Annotated in this window: 17 protein-coding genes; 6 read left to right on the top strand and 11 right to left on the bottom strand. The window is 62.4% G+C overall.

What is annotated here, in order from left to right; all coding sequences use genetic code 11:
- Positions 1-2: 2 nt before the first annotated feature.
- The 3 genes from Q7T36_RS11215 to glyQ form a co-directional block, all read right to left on the bottom strand.
- On the bottom strand, positions 3-1,061 hold the full coding sequence (locus Q7T36_RS11215) for an AI-2E family transporter (protein ID WP_304848155.1): 1,059 nt from the start codon (positions 1,059-1,061) through the stop codon (positions 3-5).
- Between the two features lie 82 nt (positions 1,062-1,143).
- Entirely contained in the window at positions 1,144-3,225 is a 2,082-nt protein-coding gene (gene glyS, locus Q7T36_RS11210) for a glycine--tRNA ligase subunit beta (RefSeq protein ID WP_304848152.1), read from the bottom strand.
- Complete coding sequence (gene glyQ / locus Q7T36_RS11205) at positions 3,222-4,187, bottom strand: glycine--tRNA ligase subunit alpha (RefSeq protein WP_370690106.1); 966 nt, start codon at positions 4,185-4,187, stop codon at positions 3,222-3,224. The genes glyS and glyQ overlap by 4 nt, the downstream gene beginning before the upstream one ends.
- A 165-nt stretch (positions 4,188-4,352) precedes the next feature.
- Here glyQ and Q7T36_RS11200 point away from each other — a divergent pair, with 165 nt between their 5' ends.
- Positions 4,353-5,366 (top strand): hypothetical protein, encoded by a 1,014-nt coding sequence (locus tag Q7T36_RS11200; protein WP_304848149.1) that lies wholly within the window; start codon positions 4,353-4,355, stop codon positions 5,364-5,366.
- A 1-nt stretch (position 5,367) separates the two neighbouring features.
- On the opposite strand, the gene Q7T36_RS11195 is transcribed toward Q7T36_RS11200, so the two are convergent.
- From Q7T36_RS11195 to Q7T36_RS11185, 3 genes are read right to left on the bottom strand one after another with little or no spacing between them, the layout of a single operon-like run.
- Positions 5,368-6,504, bottom strand: coding sequence for a saccharopine dehydrogenase family protein (locus Q7T36_RS11195; protein WP_304848147.1), 1,137 nt, complete (start codon positions 6,502-6,504; stop codon positions 5,368-5,370).
- A gap of 5 nt (positions 6,505-6,509) precedes the next feature.
- Entirely contained in the window at positions 6,510-7,262 is a 753-nt protein-coding gene (locus Q7T36_RS11190) for a DUF47 domain-containing protein (RefSeq protein WP_304848144.1), read from the bottom strand.
- 18 nt (positions 7,263-7,280) lie between these two features.
- Positions 7,281-8,306, bottom strand: a complete 1,026-nt coding sequence (locus Q7T36_RS11185; RefSeq protein WP_304848141.1) for an inorganic phosphate transporter — start codon at positions 8,304-8,306, stop codon at positions 7,281-7,283.
- Between the two features lie 219 nt (positions 8,307-8,525).
- Between Q7T36_RS11185 and Q7T36_RS11180 the strand changes: the two genes are divergently transcribed.
- The gene (locus Q7T36_RS11180; protein ID WP_304848138.1) at positions 8,526-9,302 is read left to right on the top strand and encodes an alpha/beta fold hydrolase; all 777 of its coding nucleotides are present in this window, start codon (positions 8,526-8,528) and stop codon (positions 9,300-9,302) included.
- 14 nt (positions 9,303-9,316) lie between these two features.
- On the opposite strand, the gene Q7T36_RS11175 is transcribed toward Q7T36_RS11180, so the two are convergent.
- From Q7T36_RS11175 to Q7T36_RS11155, 5 genes are all read right to left on the bottom strand, one after another.
- The gene (locus tag Q7T36_RS11175) at positions 9,317-10,024 is read right to left on the bottom strand and encodes an START domain-containing protein (RefSeq protein ID WP_304848135.1); all 708 of its coding nucleotides are present in this window, start codon (positions 10,022-10,024) and stop codon (positions 9,317-9,319) included.
- Positions 10,025-10,116: 92 nt separating this feature from the next.
- The gene (locus Q7T36_RS11170) at positions 10,117-10,983 is read right to left on the bottom strand and encodes a DUF1853 family protein (protein ID WP_304848132.1); all 867 of its coding nucleotides are present in this window, start codon (positions 10,981-10,983) and stop codon (positions 10,117-10,119) included.
- A gap of 3 nt (positions 10,984-10,986) precedes the next feature.
- Positions 10,987-11,940 (bottom strand): hypothetical protein, encoded by a 954-nt coding sequence (locus Q7T36_RS11165; protein WP_304848129.1) that lies wholly within the window; start codon positions 11,938-11,940, stop codon positions 10,987-10,989.
- 4 nt (positions 11,941-11,944) lie between these two features.
- Entirely contained in the window at positions 11,945-12,142 is a 198-nt protein-coding gene (locus Q7T36_RS11160) for a PspC domain-containing protein (RefSeq protein WP_304848126.1), read from the bottom strand.
- The gene (locus Q7T36_RS11155) at positions 12,139-13,200 is read right to left on the bottom strand and encodes a calcium/sodium antiporter (RefSeq protein WP_304848123.1); all 1,062 of its coding nucleotides are present in this window, start codon (positions 13,198-13,200) and stop codon (positions 12,139-12,141) included. Before Q7T36_RS11155 ends, Q7T36_RS11160 begins: the two co-directional genes overlap by 4 nt.
- 267 nt (positions 13,201-13,467) lie before the next feature.
- Here Q7T36_RS11155 and Q7T36_RS11150 point away from each other — a divergent pair, with 267 nt between their 5' ends.
- The 4 genes from Q7T36_RS11150 (at position 13,468) to Q7T36_RS11135 (ending at position 17,722) form a co-directional block, all read left to right on the top strand.
- Positions 13,468-14,796 (top strand): TrkH family potassium uptake protein, encoded by a 1,329-nt coding sequence (locus Q7T36_RS11150; protein ID WP_304848120.1) that lies wholly within the window; start codon positions 13,468-13,470, stop codon positions 14,794-14,796.
- Complete coding sequence (locus Q7T36_RS11145; protein WP_304848117.1) at positions 14,789-15,463, top strand: TrkA family potassium uptake protein; 675 nt, start codon at positions 14,789-14,791, stop codon at positions 15,461-15,463. The genes Q7T36_RS11150 and Q7T36_RS11145 overlap by 8 nt, the downstream gene beginning before the upstream one ends.
- 89 nt (positions 15,464-15,552) lie before the next feature.
- Positions 15,553-16,260, top strand: coding sequence for an START domain-containing protein (locus Q7T36_RS11140; protein WP_304848114.1), 708 nt, complete (start codon positions 15,553-15,555; stop codon positions 16,258-16,260).
- 172 nt (positions 16,261-16,432) lie between these two features.
- On the top strand, positions 16,433-17,722 hold the full coding sequence (locus Q7T36_RS11135; protein ID WP_304848112.1) for a hypothetical protein: 1,290 nt from the start codon (positions 16,433-16,435) through the stop codon (positions 17,720-17,722).
- Positions 17,723-17,803 lie beyond the last annotated feature (81 nt).

The following is a 17,803-nucleotide window of genomic DNA, read 5'->3' as shown; positions in this document are numbered from 1 at the left end:
GCTTAGACCTCCGCCTTCTCCCCCTCCAGCCATTCCCGCCACACCGCCACCAGCACCGCCAGGATCACCGGCCCCAGAAACAAACCCACCATCCCGAACGCATTCAAACCGCCCAGCACCCCGAACATCACCAGCAGGAAAGGAATGTGCGTTTTGCCGGAAATCACCATGGGGCGGATGATGTTGTCCACCCAACTGATGACAAAGGTACCCCAGGCCGCCAGCCCCAGGGCTGGAACCACATCCCCCTGCGCAAACAGCCAGACCGCGACACTGCCCCACGCAAAAGGGGTGCCGAAGGGCACCATTGCAATCAGCGTGGTGATGGCCGCGAGGAATACCGGACTATCCATACCCGCCACCGCATAACCCAGCCCGGCCAGGAAGCCCTGCGCCAGCGCTGTCAGTACAATGCCGATGACCACGGCCCGAGTCATGTCTGCGGCGGCCTGCACATAGCCGTTGGCGCGGCGGCCGATCAGGTGTTGCAGCGCGGTGCGGATCTGCTGCATCAGGGCTTCACCGTCACGGTAAAAGAAGAACAGCGTGATCAGCGTCATGCCCAGCTTGGCGGCATTGCGGCTGATGCCGCCGGCAATGGCGCCTGCCGACCCCAACACATGCTGGCCCAGCCGCTCCAGTTGTGAACGCAGTGCGCCGGGTTCATGGATCAGGCGGTTGAGGAAGTTGTCGATTTCATGGCCCACGCCGGGCAGGGTGCGGATGAAGTCCGGGGTTTGCAGCGTGCCGGACGTCAGTTGCGCCGTCAGCCGCGCCGTCACCTTGCCCGCTTCGTCCTGCAGCACATAAATGCCCCAGGCCATGGGCAGCACCAGCAACAGCGTCAGCCCGACCGTCATCAGTGCGGCGCTGCGGTTGGGGCCGCCGCCGAGGATGCGCTTCAGACGCTGGTAGCCCGGCCAGGTGACGTAGGCCAGGATGCCCGCCCAAACCATGGGCGTCAGGAATGGAGCCAGCACCCGGAAGCCGAGGAACAGCAACAGCACAATCAGGCTGGCGAGCAGGGCGCGGTGCAGGGCGGACGCGTGTGGGGTGGGCATGGAAGGTTCCTGTGAGATGTAAAGCTGAAAACAAAAACGGCCCGATTGTGGGCCGTTTTTGCGCAGCGTGTCTGTATCCTTCTTACTGCAATTGCGAGATATCCGCAATCGCGAGGAACAGGGCGCGCAGGTTGGCCAGCAGCGTCAGGCGGTTGCGGCGCACGGCGGCGTCTTCCGCATTCACCATGACTTCAGTGAAGAAGCGGTCCACCGTGTCGCGCAGCGAGGCCAGCTTGGCCAGTGCGGTGGTGTAGTCGCCAGTGGCGAACAGCGGCGCCAGTTCGGATTGCAGGTTGGCCACCTGTTGCGCCAGCGCCACTTCGGCGGCGTCGCCCAGCAGGGTGTTGTCCACCGTGCCGGTGGTGACGGATTCGTCCTTGGCCAAGATGTTGGCGACGCGCTTGTTGGCGGCGGCGAGGGCGGCGGCTTCCGGCAGGGCGCGGAAGGCCTGCACCGCCAGCACCCGGCGTGAGAAGTCCAGCGGCTTCGCCGGTTTCAGCGCCTGCACCGACTGGATGACGTCTACGCCAACGCCCTGTTCTTCATACATGGCGCGGTAGCGGCCGAGCAGGAATTCGAAGACGTCGGTGACGGTATTGGTGTTGGCAAGCTTGGTGCCGTAGGCATTCACGGCCTGCTGCGCCAGCACGGTCAGGTCCAGCGGCAGTTGCTGTTCAATGATGATGCGCAGCAGGCCGATGGCGGCGCGGCGCAGCGCGAACGGGTCCTTGGAACCGGTGGGCGGCTGGTTGATGCCGAAGATGCCGACCAGCGTGTCCAGCTTGTCGGCCAGCGCCACGCTGAGGCCGGCCTTGGTGGTCGGCAGGCTGTCGCCCGCGAACTTCGGCAGGTACTGTTCGTTCAGGGCCAGCGCCACTTCCTCGCCTTCGCCGTCGTGCAGGGCGTAGTGGTAACCGGCAATGCCTTGCAGTTCCGGGAATTCACCCACCATTTCCGAGGCCAGATCGCACTTCGACAGCAGGCCCGCGCGCTGCGCCAGCTTGATGTCGCCGCCGATCTGCGCAGCAATGAACGCCGCCAGTTCGCTGATGCGCTCCGCCTTCTCGTACACCGTGCCGAGCTGGGCCTGGAAGACCACGGTCTTCAGGCGCTCGTTGCGGCTTTCCAGCTTCACCTTCTTGTCCTGCTTGAAGAAGAACTCGGCGTCGGTGAGGCGCGGGCGCACCACCTTCTCGTTACCGGCGATGATGAATTCCGGGTTCGGGCTCTTCACATTGGCGACGGTGATGAAACGGGGCAGCAGCTTGCCGTTGCCGTCGACCAGACAGAAATACTTCTGGTTGTCCTGCATCGTCGAGATCAGGGCTTCCTGCGGCACGTGCAGGAAACGCTCTTCAAAGGAGCAGACCAGCGGCACCGGGTATTCCACCAGCGCGGTGACTTCGTCCAGCAAGGCTTCGGGGATGACGGCCTTGCCGCCTTCCTTCGCCGCCAGTTCCTGCACCTTGCCGAGGATGGCAGCGCGGCGCTTGGCGAAGTCCGGCATCACGTACAGGGTTTCCAGCGTGGTTTCGTAGCCGTGTTCCAGCCCGGCGGGGAAATTGCCGAGGTTCTTGACGGTGAAGGTTTCGTTGTTGGCCATGAAGCGGTGGCCACGGCTTTCGTTACCGGCGGTCTGGCCGAGGATAGTGCAGGGCACGACCGAGTTGCCGAGCAGCATCACCAGCCATTGCGTCGGGCGAACGAATTCGACCTTGGAGGCGGCCCAGCGCATGCGCTTGGCGATCGGCAGCGCGTCGAGCGCGGCCTGGACAATGCCGGGCAGCAGCGTTACCGCGTCGGCACCGGCGATGGACTTGCTGTAGCGCAGCTTCTCGCCGCTGCGGTCGACTTCGCTGATGTCCACGCCGTTCTTCTTGGCGAAGCCCAGCGCGGCCTGGGTCGGGTTGCCGTTGGCGTCAAAGGCAGCCTTCACGGGCGGGCCGTCCACGTTCAGCGTGCGGTCAGGCTGGCGGGTTTCCAGACCCTGGATGCTGACCGCCAGACGGCGCGGCGCGGCAAAGTGACGGGCGTGGGTGTAGTTGAGGCCGGCCTGCTTCAGGCCGTTTTCGATACCGGCCAGGAAGTGGTCGGCCAGTGTCTTCAGGGATTTCGGGGGCAGTTCTTCGCAGCCCAGTTCCACCAGGAACGGTTGAGTGGTCATTGTGCAGCCTCCGCAGCCAGTTTCGCCAATACTTCATCCCGCAGGTTGTCGGGGGCCATGGGGAAGCCCAGGCGAGCGCGGGCATGCAGGTAGCTGGACGCCACGGCGCGGGCCAGTTGCCGCACGCGCAGGATGTACTGCTGGCGGGCGGTGACGGAGATGGCGCGGCGCGCATCCAGCAGGTTGAAGCTGTGCGAGGCCTTGATCACCATTTCGTACGCGGGCAGCGGCAGGGGATTGCCGAGAGCCATCAGGCGCTGTGCTTCGCTCTCATAGAAGTCGAACAGCTCGAACAGCTTGTCGACGTTGGCGTGCTCGAAGTTGAAGGTGGATTGTTCAACTTCGTTCTGGTGGAAGACATCGCCGTAGGTGACCTTGCCGAAGGGGCCGTCGGTCCAGGTGAGGTCATAGACCGAATCGACGCCTTGCAGGTACATGGCCAGCCGTTCCAGACCGTAGGTGATTTCGCCGGTAACCGGGTAGCACTCAATGCCGCCCACTTGCTGGAAGTAGGTGAACTGCGTGACTTCCATGCCGTTCAGCCACACTTCCCAGCCCAGGCCCCACGCGCCCAACGTCGGTGACTCCCAGTTGTCTTCCACAAAGCGGATGTCGTGGACGGCGGGGTCGATGCCGATGGTGCGCAGCGAGTTCAGGTACAGCTCCTGGATGTTGGCCGGGTTCGGCTTAAGGACCACCTGGAACTGGTAGTAGTGCTGCAGGCGGTTGGGGTTTTCGCCATAGCGGCCGTCGGCGGGACGACGGGAGGGCTGCACATAGGCGGCATTCCACGTCTCGGGGCCGAGAGCGCGCAAGAAGGTGGCGGTATGGAAGGTGCCGGCGCCCATTTCCATGTCATAGGGCTGCAGGATGACGCAGCCCTGTTCGGCCCAGTAGTTCTGCAGGGCCAGGATCAGTCCCTGGAAGGTGCTGATGGCTTGGGGAATGCTGTTGGTGGTCATTGTTATGCCCGGGAAAGGGGGTCGAAAAAAGAGGGCTAGTATAGACGGGGGGAAGGGGTAGGGGCTAGGGCTGTCGCCTTGGTGGTACAGGCCTTCTTTTGTCGTGCTGGCTAGGGTGATCTTACTTATAATGATGCCCTTTTTGCAGGCAGGGATGGTTGGGGTATGAGGGTGATCAAGCCGGGTGTTTTGATGATTGGGGCGGGGTTACTGGTTGGATGCGGTAGCGAAGAAGGCTCTCAGGAAGCCGCCATCCGGTTGGCCAGTGTTCTTGTCGAGACCATTCCTGCCGGATCGGATCAGCTGGTCACTACGGAATACCGACGCTATGCGCACTTCTCCGGAGTTGATGGTGCGTCGATGATTTCCTACCACTCTCCTGGAGCTGATTTGCTCTGGGGAACGGCCGATGACACGCCCGGTTTTCATGTGGAGTGTGAGTACGGCGCCCAAACAGGTGAGAAGCCTCTTGATCTTGAGGTGGAGATGGCGCTGCCAATGTTGTTTCAGTCGATGGACTCCTCGACCACAGGCAGCATTTTGCTGTCGATACTGGGTGGTATGCCTACGCCGACGCTTCATGGCGAACGCTATTGCGTACCGGGGTATAAGGGGCAATCCAGCATGGATGAAAAAGTCTATGCAACGGGTGTCGATGGCCGCCCGTCGACGGTTGATGATGTGCTTCAGGTCTGGCTGAGGTGGAGCCGGAACGATGCCGACGGGCAGAAATCAACCCTCAACTGGCTGGGCTTGCCCGCGTCCAACCCCGCCGCGACCGGCCCGTCGCCCCAGACGCGTTTCTATTACCCGGCTACGGCCTCGGGTGTGTTCAAATACCTGATTTCCACGGATGCCAATACGTATTACAAGTATGAATACGATGCCAAAGGCCGCATCAAGTCCCGGCAGGCGTTGACGTATCAGGGCGAGGCCAGGAGCTGGCCGGGTGAACAGGGAGGTGATGTGGCCGGGAACCGCCTCGTTTTTGGGTATTCGGGTGATGAGGTCAATGTTTGTGCAGAAAATCCTTCCGGTGTGGCGCTGTCCCACCGCGCCATGACTCTGTCAGGCGGGCTGTTGCAGCAACGCCGGGAATACGCCAAGGGGCCGGATGATCTGATGTGCACGGCTGATGATGTCATCATCCGTCGGGAAAACTATCACTGGCGGCAATGATTCAATGGTCCGGGCCGGAATCTTCGCCGGCCCGGCAGTTATGACACGCCCACTTCAAATCCAGCCCCGGAATCGCCGTCAGGATTTCCTCCACGGTCAGCAAGCCCATGCACGGCATCGCCCCCCGTTCCGTCACTTCGCCCCGCACCAGCTTGCGCGTCAGCGCAATGGCCGGAAAGCAGGGAATGTTCGGGCCGTCGTTGTTACCCGCCAGCAGCAGCCAGGTCCGCGTGGCCGGTTGCTGGGCATCATCCATCCCGGTCAGCGTCACATGCATGGCGCTCCAGACGCTGCCCAGCGGCTCCAGCGTCCCTGCCAGCCGGTGCAGCGGCGACGCCCAGCGCGCCAGGTTGCCCAGCAAGCCGGCCCGCACCAGCCAGGAAAACAGCCAGGTCGCCAGCGTAGTCACGGTGAAGCCGACACCGGCCCGGAACACCACGGTCCGGACACCGGGATAGCGCTCGGGAAACAGGTCGAGGTCCGGTACATCGCAACTGCCCAGCCAGCGCCGCCCCAACGGCGAGGGATAACGGCGGCTGACGATGTCCTGCCAGCCGTGAACCGTCCGCCAGACTCCGTTTTCCAACCGAAGGAACGGTTTGCCGACATAGCTGAGCACGCCTTCCATGGTGGCCAGACCCGGTGGTTTGGCCCCGGCGCTGATGCCGGATTCAATGCTGTCCAGCCGGGAGAAGGCGGAGCGTCCTTCATCCACCACCGCGCTGGACAGGGCCGGCAGCGAGCTGGCGCCGCTGGCCACCAACACGCCCGCCTGTCGCGCCGCTTCATCCAGCCTCCGGATGCCGCCGACATAATCCCGGCCGTCAGCAATGTCGACATAGTGGCAGCCCGCAGCGATGCAGGCTTCAACTATGTGAAGGTCCTGGCCCTGAAACGGCCCGGAGGTATGGATCAGCACCTTGGGCTTGAGGGCCGCCAGCCGTTCACGGAAGTCGGATGACGTATGGTCCAGCATCACCGGCCGGGCGTGCGCTCCCAGCGCCTGCGCCAGGGCCGCAGCCTTGGTTTGGTCGCGCCCGGCAATCAGCAGTTCCATGTCGGGGTCTGTGGCCAGTGCGGTGGCGATGCGGCGGCCGAAGTTGCCGTAGCCGCCCAGGATCAGTACCGGTTTGCGCATGTTCTTCAGCCTATTTTAGCCACGATGTCATGCAGCACTTCCGCCGCCCGCGCCACCCGGTCTGCGCCGTTGGACATGTGCCGGTAGACCTCGCGCCGTTTCAGGATTTCCAGCATGAAGCCGACGGCGGGGGTGATGCCTGCGCTTTCCGCCGCACTCATCGCCGTGGTCAGTACGCCCAGCGCCTCGGCATCACGCTTTTGCTGCGCCGTCAGGGTCAGCAGGTAATGCTCGGGGTTGAACAATTCCGCCAGAGCCTTGCGGTAGACCTTCTCGGTGCTGCGCTCGGTCTTGTGGGCGGCGCTGGCGTCAACCTCGGCGGCCAGTGGTGTCTTTTTCAACTTGGCGAAACCGCGTTCCAGCGCCAGCGCGCCTTCGTGCATCAGGGTCGCCATGGCCAGGGTGTGTTCGTCCGGAGTCAGGTGCAGCACCTGCATTTCGCGGACGGTGGTCTTGGCGTAGTTGAGGATGTCGTCGATGGCGGCCACCGCCTGGTAGATATCCTCGCGGTCGATGGGAGTGGCGAAGGCATGATGCAGGATGGCCAGGTTACGGCTTTTCAGCCGGTCGCCGCGATGTTCCAACTCGCTGACGTGGCTGGCGTGTTCATCCTGCCCTGAGTGCATGTAGGTCACCAGCGCGGCGGTGCATTCCACGGCCAGATGCGCCTGATCGTTGATCAGGCGGTAAAAGTCGGGAACTTCCGGGAAAATGCGGTTTTTCAGCTTGCTCAGGAAAGTCTGGCGAGGGGCTGTCATGGGTGATGCTCCTGAAGGCTAGTGAAAAACGGTCTTGGCCAACCCGAAAAGCAGGCAGGCCAGCAGGGCGGAGCCGGGCAGGGTCAGCAGCCAGGTCAGGGCGATCTCCCCGGCGATGGACCAGCGCACCGCCCGCGGCCGCTCCGATGCGCCGATGCCCATGATGGCGGTGGTGACGACGTGCGTGGTGGAAACCGGTCCTCCAGCCAGCGATGCACCCATGATGACACTGGCGGAGGCCAGTTGTGCGTCCAGCCCGTGCAACGGCCGCAACTTGTAGATGCCGAAACCAAGTGTGCGCACAATGCGCCAGCCGCCCAGCAGGGTGCCCGCCGTGATGACGATGGCGCTGAGCAGCATGACCCAGAGCGGAACCTGAAATTGCGGCAGTTGGCCGCCCAGCACCAGCACCAGTGTAATGATGCCCATGCCTTTCTGAGCATCGTTGGCGCCATGGGAGAAGGCCAGCGCGGCGGCAGTGAACCACTGACCGTGCCGCAGGTGCCGGTTGACGGTGGGCCGCGCGGCGCGCAGCAGGAAATTCATCAGCCGGTGCAGCAGGAAACCGGCGGCAAAGCCGACTACGGGTGACACCAGCAAGGCAGCCAATACCTTGGCAACGCCGGTGAGGCGGCCCTGCGACAATTCCGCAAAGCCCCAGACCATATGCTCAGATCCCGGTCCGGCCATCACCACGCCCGCCAGTCCGCCCACCAGCGCATGCGAGGACGAGGAAGGAATGCCCAGCCGCCAGGTCAGCAGGTTCCAGCCGATGGCGCCGCCCACTGCACACAGCACCACGGTCAGGGCATTCGTGGCGGGCAGCATGTCGATGGTCACCAGGCCCCCCAGGGTATTGGCGACCGCCGTGCCGCCCAGCAACGGCCCCAGCAGCGTGAAACAGGCCACCAGCAACGCCGCCTGCGCCGGGGTCATGGCGCGCGAGGCCACCAGCGTCGCCAGCATGTTGGACGCGTCGTGGAAGCCGTTGGTGAAGTCAAAGGCCAGCACGGCGGCAATGGTCAGGATGACCAGTAATAGCACTGTGTCCAGAAAGAAAATCCCCGTAAGTGGGTGTGTTCAGAAGGTTGCGCCCAGAATAGGCCTAATCCTCCGGCGCGTCATGTTTGGCGGTACATGGCGTAATCTGGAAATAATCAGGCGTAAACGGTTAAAATAAGCTTGATAGTGTACGACCGTACCAATAGATTCGCTGCCTATCCGGTTCCCCGATCTTATCATTTCGCTTATAGAGAATTTCCCATGGCCTGGCACTACAAACAACAAGGCAGCGGACGCCCCTTGATCCTGTTGCACGGAATCGGCATGTCCAGCAATGCCTGGAAGCCGGTGATTCCGATCCTGGCGGCACAGCGCCGTGTCATTGCCTTTGACTTGCCGGGCTTCGGGCGCACGCCGCCGCTGCCGGCCGGGGTGATACCCACCGCAGAAAACATTGTCAGTTCACTGAAGGACAGCCTGCACGACATGGGCATTGACGAGCCGGTCGATTTTGCCGGGAACTCGCTGGGCGGCTATCTGGCGATGGAAGCGGCCAAGCGCGGCTTGGCGCGCAGTGTGGTGGCGCTTTCGCCGGGCGGCTTGTGGGAGCGTGAAGCCTCGGCGCACGTGAAGCCGATGTTCAACATCATGCGCAAGGGACTGAAGGCATTTCCGCTGGTGGGCGAGGCGCTGGTGCTGTTCCCGCCGTTCCGCATGCTGTTGATGGCGGTGCCGATGACCTCTCAGGGCTGGAAGATTCCGGCGCGGGACGCCATTGTTGCCTTGCGCAATTTCGCCAAGGCCAAGGGCTTTGACGATACGCTGGAGGCCGTGGAGCCGTTCAAGGAAGGCCACAAGATCACCGTGCCGCTGACTGTAGCCTTCGGTGACCGTGACTGGCTGCTGACGGCCGCTTCGCAGCATCGCGGTGAACTGCCGGCGCAGACCCGCTGGCTGAAACCGCGCGGCTGGGGCCATGTGCCGATGTGGGATGACCCCAAGGGCGTGGCGCGGCTGATCATAGAGGGAACCCGCTAGGCGGGTTCCGGTCTTCAGTTGGCGTAAAGTTTGTAAGGCAGCGGCTTGTCCGAATTAAGGTACTCGGGCAGTTGCAACATGCGCAGCATGCCCACCACGGCGGCGTACGGCGCCTGCCGTTGCACGAAATTAATGGTCCACACCGGTGCTGCTCCGCCCGGATCAATATAGCCCTCGTTCTCGAACAGGGTCTTGTTCTTGCCCAGCGGTGTGTATTTCACCACCATGTCCTCGGCCTGCATCCGCACCAGCGGCGGCTTGGGCGGCAGGTAGTCGGGCAGGGCGTTGATGCGCACCAGCGCATAGCCTTTCTGGGCGGTGTAGGGCTCCACCACGGCGCGCAGGATCACATCGCGGTCGGGGTTGCCCACCGGAGCGTTGTGCACCAGATAGTAGATGTATTCCCGGTCCGACACCTTCTTCAGCAGCTTCGCATCCAGCAGTTGCCAGTACCAGCGCTGGTAGTTGTCGATGTCGAAGCCCACCCGCGCCACGGCTTCCATGGGCGCGTCAATGATGGCTTCAATGCGGAAGGAGCGGATCTTCTTGCCGTCCTCCCGTTTCAGGTAGGCCTTGATGTTCCGCAGTTTGTCGTTTTTGACCAGTTTCCATTCATTGGTCAGGACATCGCTGCCGCGCAGTTCATCCAGGTCGCTTTCCGCATGGGAGATGACCGGAAGATTGACGGCCAGCGTCAGGGCCAACAGCGCTTTCTTGATCATAGTGAGTGCCGTGTCACATTTTATGTGGGATGGATAAAAATGCATCAAGACAGTGTTGCCAGCTTGACCCGGAGCGCCAAAAAAACGGGAAATCAGGGCGGGGTGAGGAAACAGCGCTGAATTTCCACACCCGCATCATTGAAGCCGATGAACAGTTCGGGCCGCTCGGAGGCCGGATGCGCCAGGTCGTCCGGGAGGCAGAGGGGGGATTGCAGCGCGGCCTGCTGGTCCGCCAGCCATTCATCCCGTCCGGCATGCCGCCAGTGCAAACCGCCAAACAGCGGCGTTGAGCGGAAGCTTTTCCAATCCAGCCACTGTCCCTGCAAATGACCGGGTGACAGGCAATCCAGGGTGATTCCCGTCCAGTCACGGGGATAGAACAACTGACCTTTCATCACCAGGCAGCGCTGTTCGATCACCTGCCCATCGTAGTCGTCGAAACGGAATTGCTGCCGCGCCAAATGTTCCAGCTTCGCCCCCAGCGTGTCGTGGCTGTTGGGGCCGATCCAGTGCCGCGCCTCGGTCAGCGGCGGATGCCCCAGATAGAACTTCACCGCCACTTCCCAATGCTCTACTTGCCCGCTGCGGGTGTTATGCAGCAGATAGTCCAGTTCGCCGATGGTGATCTTGCCCGTCATGATGGTGGCGCGATGCCGGATCAGGCGAAAGGGGTGGAAGGCTTCGTCCTGCAACCAGAACAGCAGCAGGTATTCGAAGTAATAGCCCAGGCGGTGGTTCTTGTGCGCGGTCAGGAATTCGGTCAGCGGCAGCGGGTCGTGTTCCAGGGCGTCCAGCCTGGGGCGGTAGGCATCAAACAGCGGTTGCCAGAAACGGTCATCAAGGATGCGCACCGGGTGGATGCTGTCCGGCAGATGCCGCAACAGGGCCGGGGAGGCCAGCACCCAGGCCAGGTTGCGGACATCGGGATGACGCCAGAGCTGCCAAAGTGCGCCGGTCATGGCCTATTTCAGCTTGGGATGCGCAAAGTGCAGGCGGCGGTCGCAGCCATAGGACACCTGGCTTTCTGTCAGCACCACTTCGCCGATGTTCTGCCAGGCCGGGCTGTCCTGATCGGCGGATTTATCGGAAACCTGGATGGTGAAGGCCAGTGTCCCCGAAGGTTGCCGGCGCAGGTCCAGCTCCTCCCGGAAATCCACCGCCTCATTGCGCTGGTTGCGGTCCGCGCCCTTCAGGCGCAGGAAGCGTGGTGCTTTCGCAGTTTCACCGGGTTTCAGGCCGAAGGCGGCAATGCCGGTGACCGGGCGGTAACCGGGGTCGCTGTCCGCCTTGCTGAACACCCGGCCCACCCGCAGCGCCAGGGGAATGACGCTGAAGCGGAAGCCGGTGGACGGTTTGTTGGTCATGCCGGTATCCAGGTAATGGTCGCGTTGGGCGCCTGCCAGCACATCCACCAGGAAGAAATTGGCGGTAGTGGTTTTCTGGTCCGGATCCAGGGTCGGGAACAGCTTGCCCGCAAAGCCGAAGGCGCGAGGGTCGCCGCGTTCGGTCTCGGTCAGGGCGGTGGAGGCGCGCGCAATCATCAAGGCCTCGCTGCCCTGGCGGAAGCCGCCGCTGTAAGGAGTCTCCGCCGTGACCTTCCAGCGGCCGGTAAAGCAGATGCCGTTGCTGTGCAGGTGCTTTTCCAGCCGGGGATAGTAGTCGGCCGTTTCGGTGAGGGTGCGCTGTGCATCGGCCTTCAGCAGGTTGACGCCATCGCGGATGAATTGCGCGCTGCTGACTTCATAATGGGGCAGCCGGTTCTGGGCATACACAGCCATTTCCTGCTGCTCCGCCGCCGTCTGGCCGGGCGGCGGCGGGGTAACGATGACGTTGCGTACTTCGTTGAAGCTGGAGTCGGCCAGCGCGGGTGTCGCCAACAAGCCGGAGCAGATCACGGCCAGGGTCAGGCGATTCATGGATTCATTCCTCTTCCAGTGGCATCAAAAACCACAGCACGATATAGATCAGGATGCCGGGCACGGCCACAAACAGGCAGGACAAGATCACGAACAGCAGCCGCACCTTGAACGGGCTCCAGCCCAGATAATCGGCAATGCCGCCCATGACGCCGGCAATGATGTTGTGTTGCCGCGAACGGCAGAGTTGCTTGTTGCTCATGGTGATTCCCGCTTCAGATAACGAATGACATCCAGCATCCACCACGCCACGCAAGCCGTGACCAGCACCAGCAGGGCGGGGGCAAGGGTGGGCAGCAGCGGGCTGTTTTGGGTACTCATCACCAAGTAGGTGACATAGGCGGCATAACACAGCAGGAAGGCGAAGCCGTCCGTGCGGGTGACGGTATAACGGGTCAGGAAGACCGGCAGACAGGCCAGCGCCACCAGGATCATCACCGGGATGTCCAGGGTCAGCGAGGAAGCCGCCACCGGCAGGCCGTTGGGGGCCACCAGCCCGGAAATGCCCAGCACCGCGCCGATGTTGAAGATGTTGCTGCCGAGGACGTTGCCGATGGCAATGTCGCGTTCGCCCTTGAGACTGGCCATGACGCTGGTGGCCAGCTCCGGCAGCGAGGTGCCGACAGCAACGATGGTCAGTCCGATCACCAGTTCGCTGAGTCCGGCGTATTTGGCGATGGCCACAGCACCATCCACCAGCCATTGGGAACCCAGAATCAGCATGCCCAGCCCGACGGCGATAAAGGCGATATTTTTCCACATCGGGCTGGATTCAATGGCTTCAGCGCCTGCGACCGTGCTGACACCTTCCCGCCGTGCTTCCCGGATCAGGAAAACGGTGTAGGCGACGATGCCCGTGAACAGGATGGCTCCGTCCAGACGGCTGATGTCCTTGTCCAGGCCCATGGCCAGCACCAGCAGCGAGAAGAAGATCATGATCGGGATATCGAAACGCACCAGTTGCTTCTGCACCACCAGCGATGCCGCCACGGCGGACAGCCCCAGGATCAGCAGCACATTGCAGATGTTGCTGCCCACGACATTGCCGACGGCAATATCCGCTGACCCGCTCCAGGCGGAAGAAACACTGACCGCCATTTCCGGGGCGCTGGTGCCGAAGGCCACCACCGTCAGGCCGATGACCAGCGGGCTGATGCCCAGCGCTCCGGCCAGGCTGGAAGCGCCTTTGACCAGGATGTCAGCGCCAAAGGTCAGCAGGATCAATCCTGCCAACAGCAAAATAAGGGTGACCGGCTCCATTTCATAACCTCGATGGCAGGAAAGATTGCGGCCTAGCAGAGCGTTGCCGCCCCATCCGGCGTGCAGACGATACCGGACATGCAGGGATTCTAAGCGAATACGGCTTGCTGAATTGTATTCAATCCGCTGCCGGACAGATGGCTGCTTCGGGCGGCGTATTTCGCTGACAGCGCCGGACAAGGCAATTACCTTGTTTTTGATAAGGGTAAAGGGGAGTAAAATAAGAAAATTGCCCCTTTGGGTATATTGGCCGGAATAACTGACTGCATGAATCCCTTACTTCACCCCGCGCGGCTGGTGCCGCTGGGCTTTCTCTTCGCCATTCTGGTGGGGACGCTGTTGCTGATGCTGCCCGTTTCACATGCCGGGCCGGGGCACGCCGACTGGCTGACCGCACTGTTTACCACCACCTCGGCGGTCTGTGTCACCGGGCTGGCGACAGTGGATACCGCCACCTACTGGAGCCCTTTCGGACAGGCGGTGATCATGGGCCTGTTCCAGATTGGCGGCTTTGGCATCATGACCGGCGCCACGTTGCTGGGACTGCTGGTGTCGCGCCGCCTCAGCCTCAGCACCCGGCTGGTGGCGCAGGCCGAACACGCTGCCGATCTGGGAGATGTTCGAACCACCTTGAAAGTGATTTTTGGCGTGACGATAGCGGTGGAGCTGGCGGTGGCGCTGATGCTGGGCGTGGCCCTGCACACGCGCTATGACGAATCCTGGCTGCTGTCGGCCTGGCATGGCCTGTTCCTGGCAGTGTCCTCGTTCAACAATGCCGGTTTTTCCCTGTACTCCGACAACCTGATGCATTTCGTCACCGACCCCTGGATCAACTTCCCGATCATGGCGGCCATCTTCATCGGCGGCATCGGCTTTCCGGTGCTGCTGGAACTGTGGCGCAGCCGCGATCAGGATCACACGCACTGGTCGGTGCACACCAAGCTGACCATGATTGGCTCCGGAGTACTGCTGGCGCTGGGTACCTTCTCGATTCTGTTATATGAATGGGGCAACCCCTACACGCTGGGCCCGCTGGATCTGGGCGGGAAGATTCTGGCTTCGTTGTTCCATTCGGTGTCGGCCCGCACCGCCGGGTTCAATACGCTGGACATGGGGCATCTGACATCCGAGACCCTGTCGGTGCACTACCTGTTGATGTATGTCGGCGGCGGCAGCGCCGGTACGGCGGGCGGCGTCAAGATCACCACGCTGGCGCTGCTGGCCTATATGGTCTGGGCGGAAATACGCGGTGAGCCGGATACCACGATGTTCGGCCGCAAGGTATCGCTGCAGGTGCAGCGGCAGGCGCTGACGGTGATCTTCCTCAGCACCACCCTGATTGCTTTTGCGACGCTGGCGTTGTTAAGCGTCACCGATTACCCGTTGGAAGTGGTGGTTTTCGAGGCCATTTCCGCCTTCGCCACCGTCGGCCTGTCCACCGGCATCACCCCGAACCTGCCGCCATCCGGCCTGCTGATTTTGACGGCCCTGATGTTCATCGGCCGTGTCGGCACCACCACCGTCGCAATGGCCTTGGCCCTGCGCAGCCGTCGCAAACCTTTCCATTATCCTGAGGAGAACCCCATCGTTGGCTAATCGCAATCGTATTCCCAAAGGGAACAGTGTTGTTGTCATCGGGCTGGGCCGCTTTGGCGGCGCCGTGGCCGAATCCCTAATCCGTCTGGGTCATGAAGTGTTGGGCATTGACGAAAACTATGACTGCGTCCAGCAGTGGTCGGGCCTGCTGACCCATGTGGTCCAGGCCGACACCACCAGCATCGACACCCTGCGCGAACTGGGCGTGGCGGAGTTCAAGCATGCCGTGGTTGGCATCGGCAACAATGTCGAGGCCAGCGTGCTGACCGTGCTGGCGCTGGAGGAAATGGGGGTGCCCGATATCTGGGCCAAGGCCATGACCGCCAAGCACGGCCGCATCCTGGAGCGCACCGGCGCGCATCATGTCATCTTCCCCGAGGCCACCATGGGTGCGCGGGTGGCGCATCTGGTGACCGGCCGCATGATTGACTTCATTGAACTGGATGACGGTTACGCCATCGCCAAGACCCGGACTCCTGCTGAGCTGCATGGCAAGACCGTCGCGGATGCCGCGTTGCGCAGCAAGTTCGGGGTGACCATCGTGGGACTCAAGCACTCCAAGGCCGAAATGATCCATGCCCGGCTGGAGACCGTGCTGGACCGCGATGCACTGATGATCGTCGCCGGCCCCACCCAGCAAGTGGAGCGTTTTGCCGCCATGACTTGATAGTGGTTCCTCCCATGCCGAAAAGCGTCCGGATGACGAATTAGCAGCTATGCTGAGGAGACATGCCGGTTTCGCGCATGGGAGGCTTCATGAATACAACAAGAAAATTTGCCCTCGGGATGTGTTTGGCGATCGCCAACCTTGCCTGGGCGGAGTCCGGATGGGAAACCGTTTCCCAGGCGCGTAACCGCGGGGAAGTCAGCAGCTATGTCCGGGAAGTGCCGGGGCATGATGTCAAATCCTTCAAGGGCGTGGTGGAGGCTCCTTACCCGATGACGGCCATCCTGGCCGTGCTGGCGGACATCGACAACCTGCCGAGCTGGGTCTTCCAGTGCGAGCGGGCGCGTCATGACAGCAGTTGGCCCGACGTGGTCTATTACATGGAATTCCATACTCCGTGGCCGGTCAACAACCGGGAGGCGGTGCTGCGCAATACCGCCGTCCAGGACCCGCAAACCTTGACCGTGACCATCAACACCGTGGCGGTGCCGGGATATGTCGGGGCTTCGCGCGGGCGGGTACGGGTGCCCGAACTCAACAACCGCTTCATCATTGAGCCGCTGAAGGACGGCGGCACCCGGGTCAGCTTTGAAACGCTGGTGGATCCGGGCGGAGCCATTCCGGCCTGGATGTCGAACTGGATCGCCACCAGCGCCCCCAGGGACACGCTCCGGGCCCTGCTGAAACAGGCGGCCCTGCCGAAGTATCGCGACCGTCGCGTGGAAGCGGTGCATCTGCCGGGCTTGCCGGGCCTGCAGGCTCCGGTCGCCAGCGAGCGGCACACCGCCGCCGACTGATTTGCCCCGGCCTGCATTCATTGCCTTGCTCACCGGCAACAGATGCAGGTTTAATGGGTGCAGACTCATTGTTGCTATGCATTTTCATTGATTATAAATGCTTTTGTCGGCTGGCATGCCCCCTGCAATACCTGAAGTGATGATGGCAAACAACTTCAGGAAAACAATCGCCATGAACATCCGCAAACCGGCCTTGATGGAACGCGGCCTGCTGGCCATGCTGATCTGGGGCAGCCTGTCTGGCCCTGCGATAGCATGGACGCACCTCTACACCACCACCTACCTGTTGGGCGACAACGACAGCCGGCTCACAGCGCGCCAGCACGCGGTGTCCCGCATCCAGCAGCAGGCGGCGCAGGAGTCCGGCACTTACATCCGGGGCAGCACCCGGCTGGTCAATGATGCACTGGATGAACAGATCAGTCGTGAAAGCGCCGCCATCGTTCAGGTTGAGGTGCTGTTCGAGCGCTACGACATGACGGCTTCCGGGCAATTGCAATTGTCCTTGCAGGCCCGGGCCAATGTGGATGACTCAGTGCTGCGTGACCGGGTTCAGGCCGCCCGCACAGCAACACCCCCGCAATCGGCGGAAGAAATACTCCCGGAGAATACGGGCAGGCAGCGCGCCGCCGTTGTTGAGCGCTCCCTGCCGCAGTTGACGGAAATCCGGGAGCAGCAACAGCAGTTGGCGCAGCAGAACCGCCAGTTGCGTGAACAGTTGGAAACCCTGGCCCGGCAACCTGCGCGGCTCGCCACCGGTTCTGTTGCGGCAGTCGCCTTGGCCGGGGAGCCGGGCTGGCTGGAACCTTTGCTGTCGTCGCTTCAGGCGTTGCCGGTGCATGCCCGGATCATCAGCCGTGCGCCGCAAACGGCGGGGGACCTGCTGGCGTTGGGGGTGCAGACGGAGTGGCGGCTCAGCCTGGCCAAGGACAGCCCGCTGGACCGCTTGTGCCGGGAGTGGCAATGCGTGGCGGGGTATGCCTACCGGGGCAACTCGGACGACCTTGCGCCGCCGCCGCTGCACCAGCAACTATACCGCCCCATCAGCCGCCCGGCGCGTATGGAAGACAAGCTGCTGAACCACTGGCAATTGCTGACCTTGCAGGCCGTACCGCCAAAACCGCTGACGGCAGATGAGACGCAGGCCTTGCAGTCACGGGTGATGTCTCGCCCGCTGTATGTGCAAACCCGACTGGCAGACCAGACGTGGCTGTTACCGTTGATGACCTGGAGCCCGGCGCTGGGCGGTCTGGTGATTTCCCTGCAGGGCACCACGGCGGAAACCGGGACGCCGGTTTACGATGGCGTGACGGGTAACGGGCGTTATCTGTGTACCCCGGCCTACAAGGGCGGGCAGTGCCATGACCGCTTGCCAGTGCAATTTGCTTTGCAGGAGGTCAAGGTGAGTCATGCGGTGCTGAAACGCAGTCCGGTGCTGGAGGCCAAGGTTGTTGTACCCTGAGCCGGTTGTCGGCGGTCATTGTGAAGGGTATGGGTGAGATTGGCGAAGTGACGGTGTGGCGGGCGGCGGATCAACGATTCG

Origin of the sequence: Fluviicoccus sp. (assembly GCF_030646115.1) — a bacterium.
In the GTDB taxonomy this organism is placed as follows: domain Bacteria; phylum Pseudomonadota; class Gammaproteobacteria; order Pseudomonadales; family Moraxellaceae; genus Fluviicoccus.
Note: the sequence above shows the minus strand (reverse complement) of the source record. Positions and strands in the feature narration are given on the sequence as shown.